Raw genomic sequence first — 7,957 nt, 5'->3', positions numbered from 1 at the left:
CTCGCTACCGCTTCTCTACGAGACGCTGCGCGAACGCTATCGCTTTTAGCGTCTCCCCAACTCTTGGAGACGCTCCTTGGCGTTGGGAGAAGACCACGCTGGCTCCCCTTAAAAAGGGAGGCTCAGAACGGCTCGGCTCTATTTCCCCCTTTTTAAGGGGAGGCAGTCCGTTGGGCGGGTTTCCCGACTTGTTCGCGCAGCGTCTCCCCTTCTCCCAAAGGGAGAGGCTAGCGCCTTCGCGGAGCGTCTCGTAGAGAAGGGAGAAAGACCTGGCGTGGACTAAGGGGGATCAATAAGTGCCTATGCACCTTAACCAAATCGTATTGCGCGTACTCCTGCGTTCAAGCAAGCTACGCGCAGCATCTCCAAAAAGTTAGATAATATTTTTCCATCTTAAGATAGATATAAAAAAACATAGATTGATTAATTTATTAGTCTCTACTTCTATAGCAAAGAATATCCAGACTTATGTATTTAATAATTCCTGATTTATCTGGCAAAACTTTTGTTTAACATATTTATGCTAGAAATGCCAATTTTCATCCAAATCTTGATGTAAACTTTTTTGTCTAACTTTTGGATTTAGCATTTATCCCATCTGGTAGAAAGAATTTTGAATCAGAGTTGATAACTTATATACAAGTGAGATTGTTGAGGCAGTTATGAGTATTATTGCTTGGGTAGTTTTAGGACTTTTGGCAGCTGCATTCGCTAAAGCTATTTATCCTGACTATCAAGGCGGCGGAATTCTCTCCACAATGATTTTAGGTATCATTGGTGCTTTCGTCGGTGGAAATCTGTTTACCTTAGTAGGAACAGGAACTCTGCAAATTACTGCGGCTAGCGCTGGTTTAACTCTTGCTGGTATTTTAGTGGCTGTGCTTGGTGCAATTGTTGCTATTTATCTAGGGGGATTAATCAGAAGAAGCAGCAATGCCTAATGGCTGAATGGCAGTTATTAACACTGACATGACTACTGTATTTTCTCAGTCTTCTAGTTCACCAGTTTGAGAAGCTATCAAACATCAAATTAGCTCTATCTCTGGAAAATCCTAAAAGACAAGCCGATCCTTTGTGTGACATCATAATTTTTGGAAGTGTAAATCTATGTTTTTTCACAAAAAAGAGCCTATTCATGCAGTTAACGTGACTGAAGCAAACCCTCGTTTTGCTCAGTTACTTTTAGAGCAGTTTGGCGGAGCTACTGGCGAACTTAGTGCAGCACTTCAATATTGGGTTCAATCATTCCATGTCGAAAATGCTGGAATTAAAGATATGCTGCAAGACATTGCGATCGAGGAATTCGGCCATTTAGAAATGGTTGGTAAACTCATCGAAGCTCATACCAAAAATGTGGATCAAACAGAGGCTTATAAGAGTACCCTGTTTGCAGTTCGAGGGGCTGGTCCTCATTTTCTAGATAGCCAAGGTAGTGCTTGGACTGCAACTTACTTGAATGAGGGTGGAGATGTAGTGCGTGATTTAAGAGCTAACGTTGCAGCAGAAGCTGGCGCTCGTCAGACTTACGAAGCATTGATTAAGTTGGCAACTGACAAAGGAACCCAAGAGACTTTAGTGCATCTGTTAACACGAGAAATTTCTCATACGCAGATGTTTATGAAAGCTCTAGATTCACTAGGTAAGTTGACAGATCCATTCTTTGGTAATATTAAGCCAGATGAAACTGTTGCTCTCTACTACAACTTATCTACAAGCGATGATGGTAAAGATGAGCGTGGCCCTTGGAATTCTGAGCCAAGCTTCAAATATATTGCTAATCCGCTACAAAGTCACTCCTAATTTCATAGGTTGATTTGAAGCAAAGAGATTTTTGGCAGATTCTTGAAAACTCCCAATTATCCGGTGGGCAAATAGCCCACCTTATTTAGCAATTGTTGGCCTGTTAAGCTACATCTGGTGAACAAAAACATTCCCGACTTTTTTAATAAGTCGGGAATTTTAGCTAAGTATTTGGGTATTAGACTCAATTGAAAATAGCTATAGCTATACTGAAGAATTAAGAGCGATCGCCCTTCAATATCTATCCCAACTTTTTGGAATTCAGCAATTAATTCAACTCAAAATCAGGAGATTTTTTTTGTGATAGTCCTGGACGGGTGTTCGCGTAGCGGCACGTAGTGCGGACACCCATCCCACAAGACAATTTGGGATGTTTTTTTATTTGTCAGTCCCATAACGAGTTTCAAAACACGCCCTAGTTGCCCTCTCCTAACTGCCAAATACGTATCCTATTCAGGTATAATTCCAGATGGCTTATATAAGTATTATTGCTATGAATAAGATGTTTAACAAAATCTTAAAAATAAGTTTTGTGTGCATTTATGAAATTAATTCAGATCCTAAAAGTAGCTGTAATTCCTGTTTTGACTGTATTTAGCTTTCTGTCTACATCAAATACAGCACTAGCTGACTACTTAACAAACAACGGGATAAAAGGTAAATACCATTATGAATTATGGTCTAGCAATGATAACAAGGATTACTACTTGAAAATTTGGCCAAATGATCAAGGAAGTCCAGAAAGTGCCCCATCATACTCTATAACTCGACATTTCTCCTCTAGTAGGGAAGCTCTAAGTTATGTAGGGAAGCTTTAAGTTATTTTGATTCTCTAGGGAGTTAGTCCAGTAAAAGATGAAGAGAGTTTCAGACTCTTATTTAAACCCCGACTGAAACTGAAGCTACTGTAGACGAACGCGAGTGCGTCTCCAGGAGTTGGGGGCTTAAACCCCTTAATTTATGACAAAAAAGAGCCAGAGAACTAACTATCTGGCTCAAAGCTGGAAACAAAATAATCATCAAATAAAAGCTAACTTGGGTAAAAACCTAAATTCTTCCCAGGTTATGCAGCCCTAAGACAGCACCGACTCCTAAGATATGACCAAAGGCGGCACTTGCTAAAAAGGCTGGTAAACCAAAATTACCTAAGAAACTGACTAAGGGTAGTCTTGGTTCTGCGTTGGGATACTTGATGGTAGATTTGCCAATGGCAATGGCTAGGATATTAGCCAGAATTATAATCACCCCAACTGTCGGACTCCATTCTAGGGGTGTGGTTGCAGCAGCGAGTAAGGTTGAAGTAAACACCTGATTAGCTCCTGAAATTTATTAATGATTGAAAATATAATCTGAAACTTTCGGAAGCAAATTCCAGAAAGTACCTAATTTTGCATCAATATTTAACAGTTATTCTTACTACTTAATACAATATTAATTCAACGCCGTGAGTTGACTGTAGTAACTGGTTTGAACTTCAATCTCCGAACCAAGCGGTTTTTTAGTTTTAAATTATACCTTAACTTTAACTTCGTCGAACTCATACCATTTCTTTTTGAAGATGCACCTATGGGACTTACCCAAAACTGCGCTGTAGGGGCAATACCCTGCGGGAAGCTAAAGCTACATGAATTGCCCCTACGTGAATAAAGCGCAGCCTTACATAGAATTGGTATCACGTCAATCTATCTACAGCAATCCGTATAGGAGTTACGAACAAAAAGACAAAAAGATCCCCGACTTCTTCAACAAGTCAGTGATATGAGCCTCTTGGTGGAGAGCAAATCAAATAGAATTGCTATATATAGGGAATTATATCTGCACAAAATAAAGATTAAAATCCAATTTTCATCTATCAAAAGTATGAGATATGATAAATAGAGGAAATTCCTATATTTAAAGAAATTAAATAAAAACACTTAATTTTAAAGCATACTTCTGGCAGAAGATATAAAAAATATTAGACATATTAAATTAAAATAAATATTAATCAAAGTTCTTAAAGAATTCCGATAAGTGTGCTAGACACGAACTTGGAACAGCCTAAAACTTTGTTAAAATCAGCAACACACAAACTATGAACTCTACTACCGAAAAACGTATCGCCTTGATTTCCGTCCACGGGGACCCGGCGGTTGAAATAGGGAAAGAAGAAGCTGGGGGACAAAATGTTTATGTGCGCTACGTGGGTGAAGCACTAGCGCGGCTGGGTTGGCAAGTTGATATGTTTACCCGCAAGGTGAGTCTGGAGCAAGACTTGATTGTTCAACACAGTGACAATTGTCGAACTATTCGTTTAAAAGCTGGCCCACTTGAGTTTGTGCCGCGAGATGATATTTTTGAATATCTGCCAGAATTTGTGGATAATTTGCTCACATTTCAAGTAGAAAATGACATTAAATATCAGTTAGTTCACACTAACTACTGGCTCTCTAGTTGGGTGGGGATGGAGTTAAAAAAAATCCAAGAGAGTAAACAGGTTCACACATACCACTCATTAGGAGCAGTCAAGTACAACACTATAGAAAAAGAAAATATTCCCCTGATTGCTAGTGTGCGATTAGCAGTGGAAAAAGAGGTGTTGGAAATAGCAGAGCGAATTGTAGCGACAAGTCCGCAAGAAAAGGAACATATGCGATCGCTAGTTTCCACTAAAGGCAATATCGATATCATTCCTTGCGGTACTGATATTCAACGCTTTGGTTCGATTGCACGAGAAGCAGCCAGACATGAATTAGCTATTGACAAAGAAGCGAAAGTTGTATTATATGTCGGGCGTTTTGATCCACGCAAAGGTATAGAAACCTTAGTGCGTGCAGTAAACGAGTCTGGGCTACGTCACTCCAACAATCTCCAGCTAATTATTGGTGGTGGTAGTACTCCAGGTAATTGCGACGGCATAGAACGCGATCGCATTGAGCAAATCGTCAATGAATTGGGGATGAGCGACTTTACCATCTTTGCTGGTCGTCTCAGTCAAGATATTTTGCCAACTTATTACGCAGCTGCCGATGTTTGCGTTGTTCCGAGTCACTACGAACCCTTTGGACTCGTAGCGATCGAAGCGATGGCAAGCGGTACACCAGTTGTAGTTAGTGATGTCGGCGGACTTCAGTTTACTGTGGTTGATGAAGAAACTGGTTTATTGGCACCACCACAAGATGTAGATGCCTTTGCCTCTGCCATAGACCGAATTCTCTTAAATCCAGAGTGGCGAGACGAATTGGGTAAAGCCGGCAGAAAGCGCGTCGAAAGCAAGTTTAGTTGGCATGGCGTAGCAACTCAGTTGATTGAACTTTATACCCAACTGGAACAACCAGTCAAAGAATCGGTATTGGTCACTAAATAACCTTCAAACTAACCCAATACTGTTTGGATAAGATTGTCTACATACCGATAACTTCTGTAGAGACGTAAAATTTGCGTCTCTACACATACCTCTTTATAATAAGCGTTTCAGCTATCGGAAATCATGGGAGAAATAGCGATCGCTTTGAGTCAACTAAAGATATCGCCTGAAACGTCAAACAAAAAAATAGGAAATTATACTCATGTTGGAAATTGAAGATTTGGGAGTGACTGTAGAAGAGTATTTAGATGGATTAACAGCAGGTATTGACGTTTTGGAATTGAAGCGGTTAGAAGCAAGGGGAATTCCAACAAACTTAGCTTTGGAAGTGATGACTATCGCACCAAAGATAATCAATGGTACGGCTACTCCTGAAGAAGTTGTTAGAGGACTAATGATTCTAACACCATCGCTTAGGCAACAACTTGAATAGGGAAATACCCAAAAATTCATCCGAATTAATAAAGCAACTGCAATCATCACAGACAACACCAGAAATAGCCTTTCCAACTGATAACTAGATGCCGACCTAACAGTGCGTCTGGTAGAGAAGGCAGGCTACACCGGAGCTAATATCAATAGATAGAAGTATACTGAGCATCGACCTTTGAACGCGAATGGCTATGCAACCAGTTGACTTCACCACCCTTACAGCTACTTGTAGCGAAATCCGCACTAACTGGCTGCCCTCGCGGACAGAACAGGTTTATCAGCGCGATCGCTACACTATTGCTATAGCATTACGCACCCTGAAACAACGGGATTGGCTACAGATTTCTTGGCATCCCCAAGCTGCACATATTTGTATCGGTGATCCACCACCGCGATCGCCAGATACTTTTACCTTTAGCCAACAACTGATACACCAATTGGGTGGTTTGGCACTGGTAGGAATTGAAGCGATCGCACCTTGGGAGCGGGTGATTGATTTGCAATTTGCCCGTCGTCCCGGAGAAAGCGCCCTATATCATGTCTATGCAGAAATCATGGGCAAGTATAGCAACGTCATTCTCACCGACGCCAGCAATATAATTATCACCGCAGCCCATCAAGTCAGTCAGCAACAATCTAGTGTCCGTCCCATCCAAACCGGACAATCTTATGAAACACCACCAAAACTAACTGGGCCTGTCCCCAGTTTGAGCGAATCCCAAGAACGTTGGCAAGAACGGGTAAGTTTAGTGCCAGGAGTAATCAAGCGGCAATTGCTGAAAAGTTATAGTGGCTTGAGTGCAGCCCTACTGGAGTTAATGCTACTAGAAGCAAATATTACACCAGAAACATCCACCGATAGTCTTAACTCTAACGATTGGCAACGGCTATTTGAGTGCTGGCAAGAATGGTTGCAAGCCTTGGATTCCAGTAAATTTAAACCCGCTTGGACAAAAGATGGTTACACCGTAATGGGTTGGGGTGCAGTTGAAAACGTCAAAGATATCCAGGAGTTGCTCAACCGCTACTACAGTAACCAGATTAACGAACAGTTATTTTCCCAATTGCGCCATCAGTTGAGTCAGAAATTGCATAATATTCTGGCGAAGTTAGGCAATAAAGCTCAAACCTTTAAGACGCGCTTGCAGCAATCAGATCAAGCCGATGAGTATCGCCAAAAAGCTGATTTATTAATGGCTCACCTGCAAAACTGGGAACCAGGGATGAAAGAAATTATCCTTGCTGATTTTGAGACAAATTTGCCAGTAGCGATCGCTCTCCAACCAGATAAAAATGCCGTCCAAAATGCCCAAAGTCTTTACAAACAGCACCAAAAGCTCAAACGCGCTCGTGCTGCTGTCGAACCGCTACTTTTGTCAGTGCAGACAGAAATTGACTATTTAGAACAAGTAGAAGCTGCGATCGCTCAGATAGACACCTACCAAACAGCAGAAGATTTGCGAGCTTTAGAAGAAATCCGCGAAGAATTGATTGGGCAAAAGTATCTAGAAGATCCAGAATACCGCAAGAGCAGCGCCAATGAGGTCCCCAGCACCAACTTTCATCGTTACCTTACCCCCGGCGGCTTTGAAGTATTAATCGGTCGCAATAATCGCCAAAATGACCAATTGACCTTTCGTGTAGCTGGGGATTATGACCTATGGTTCCACGCTCAAGAAATTCCAGGGAGCCATCTGCTATTACGTCTAGAACCGGGTGCTGTTGCAGAAGAAGTTGATTTGCAATTTGTAGCTAATCTTGCTGCATACTACAGTCGCGCCCGTCAGAGTGAGCAAGTGCCAGTAGTTTACACTCAGCCAAAACACGTCTACAAACCCAAAGGAGCAAAACCGGGAATTGCCATTTACAAGCAGGAGAACATCCTCTGGGGAAAACCACAATTAGTCATTGGTCATTAGTCATTGGTCACTTGTACTGAGCGAAGCCGAAGTATTAGTCATTAGGAACGTGGATTAAATAAAATGCAAAACTTCATCCTGTCTCTAGCTTCCCTCTCCTTTATAAGGCTACGGTGTACACACAAGTCAAATTACCCCCCTCAATCCCCCCTTGTAAAGGGGGGAAGCCGGAAATCTAGTTCCCTCCCCAATCCATCGCGGAGGGTTAGGGTGGGGTAAAACCTTGGTTAATCAGCTATTTCAGACTTGTGTATACACTGTAGCCTTTATAAGGAGAGGGATTGAGGGTGAGGTAAGCCAGGGACATAAATTGTATCTTATTTAATTTTTATTTCTTAGTCATTGGTTTCTCCCACTCCCTCTGCTCCCTCACCTCCCCCATCTATACCCTGCGATCTGCTGAATTATCCTGATAGATAGAGGCTTTTAAGCTTTGTTCCTATCTTTTTTTAATAAATAT

The 7,957-nt window shown here is 41.6% G+C and carries 6 protein-coding genes; 5 read left to right on the top strand and 1 reads right to left on the bottom strand.

Annotated elements, in window-relative coordinates; genetic code table 11:
* Positions 1-662: 662 nt before the first annotated feature.
* Both V7K15_RS10530 and V7K15_RS10525 read left to right on the top strand, forming a co-directional pair.
* Positions 663-941, top strand: a complete 279-nt coding sequence (locus tag V7K15_RS10530) for a GlsB/YeaQ/YmgE family stress response membrane protein (protein ID WP_334905428.1) — start codon at positions 663-665, stop codon at positions 939-941.
* Positions 942-1,107: 166 nt separating this feature from the next.
* Positions 1,108-1,800: a manganese catalase family protein gene (locus V7K15_RS10525; RefSeq protein ID WP_334905426.1), complete on the top strand. Its 693-nt coding sequence runs from the start codon at positions 1,108-1,110 to the stop codon at positions 1,798-1,800.
* Between the two features lie 1,047 nt (positions 1,801-2,847).
* Here V7K15_RS10525 and psaK read toward each other — a convergent pair.
* The gene (psaK, locus tag V7K15_RS10520) at positions 2,848-3,108 is read right to left on the bottom strand and encodes a photosystem I reaction center subunit PsaK (protein ID WP_334905424.1); all 261 of its coding nucleotides are present in this window, start codon (positions 3,106-3,108) and stop codon (positions 2,848-2,850) included.
* Between the two features lie 766 nt (positions 3,109-3,874).
* Here psaK and V7K15_RS10515 point away from each other — a divergent pair.
* The 3 genes from V7K15_RS10515 to V7K15_RS10505 all read left to right on the top strand — a co-directional run bounded on the left by V7K15_RS10515 (position 3,875) and on the right by V7K15_RS10505 (position 7,497).
* Positions 3,875-5,146, top strand: coding sequence for a glycosyltransferase family 4 protein (locus V7K15_RS10515; protein WP_334905422.1), 1,272 nt, complete (start codon positions 3,875-3,877; stop codon positions 5,144-5,146).
* A 202-nt stretch (positions 5,147-5,348) separates the two neighbouring features.
* On the top strand, positions 5,349-5,579 hold the full coding sequence (locus V7K15_RS10510) for a hypothetical protein (RefSeq protein WP_334905420.1): 231 nt from the start codon (positions 5,349-5,351) through the stop codon (positions 5,577-5,579).
* A 190-nt stretch (positions 5,580-5,769) separates the two neighbouring features.
* Complete coding sequence (locus tag V7K15_RS10505; protein ID WP_334905418.1) at positions 5,770-7,497, top strand: Rqc2 family fibronectin-binding protein; 1,728 nt, start codon at positions 5,770-5,772, stop codon at positions 7,495-7,497.
* The last annotated feature ends 460 nt before the right edge of the window (positions 7,498-7,957 follow it).

Source organism: Nostoc sp. (assembly GCF_036919815.1).
Lineage (GTDB): Bacteria > Cyanobacteriota > Cyanobacteriia > Cyanobacteriales > Nostocaceae > Nostoc.
The sequence above is the reverse complement of the archived record's forward strand: the minus strand, read 5'-3'. Positions and strand labels throughout refer to the sequence as shown.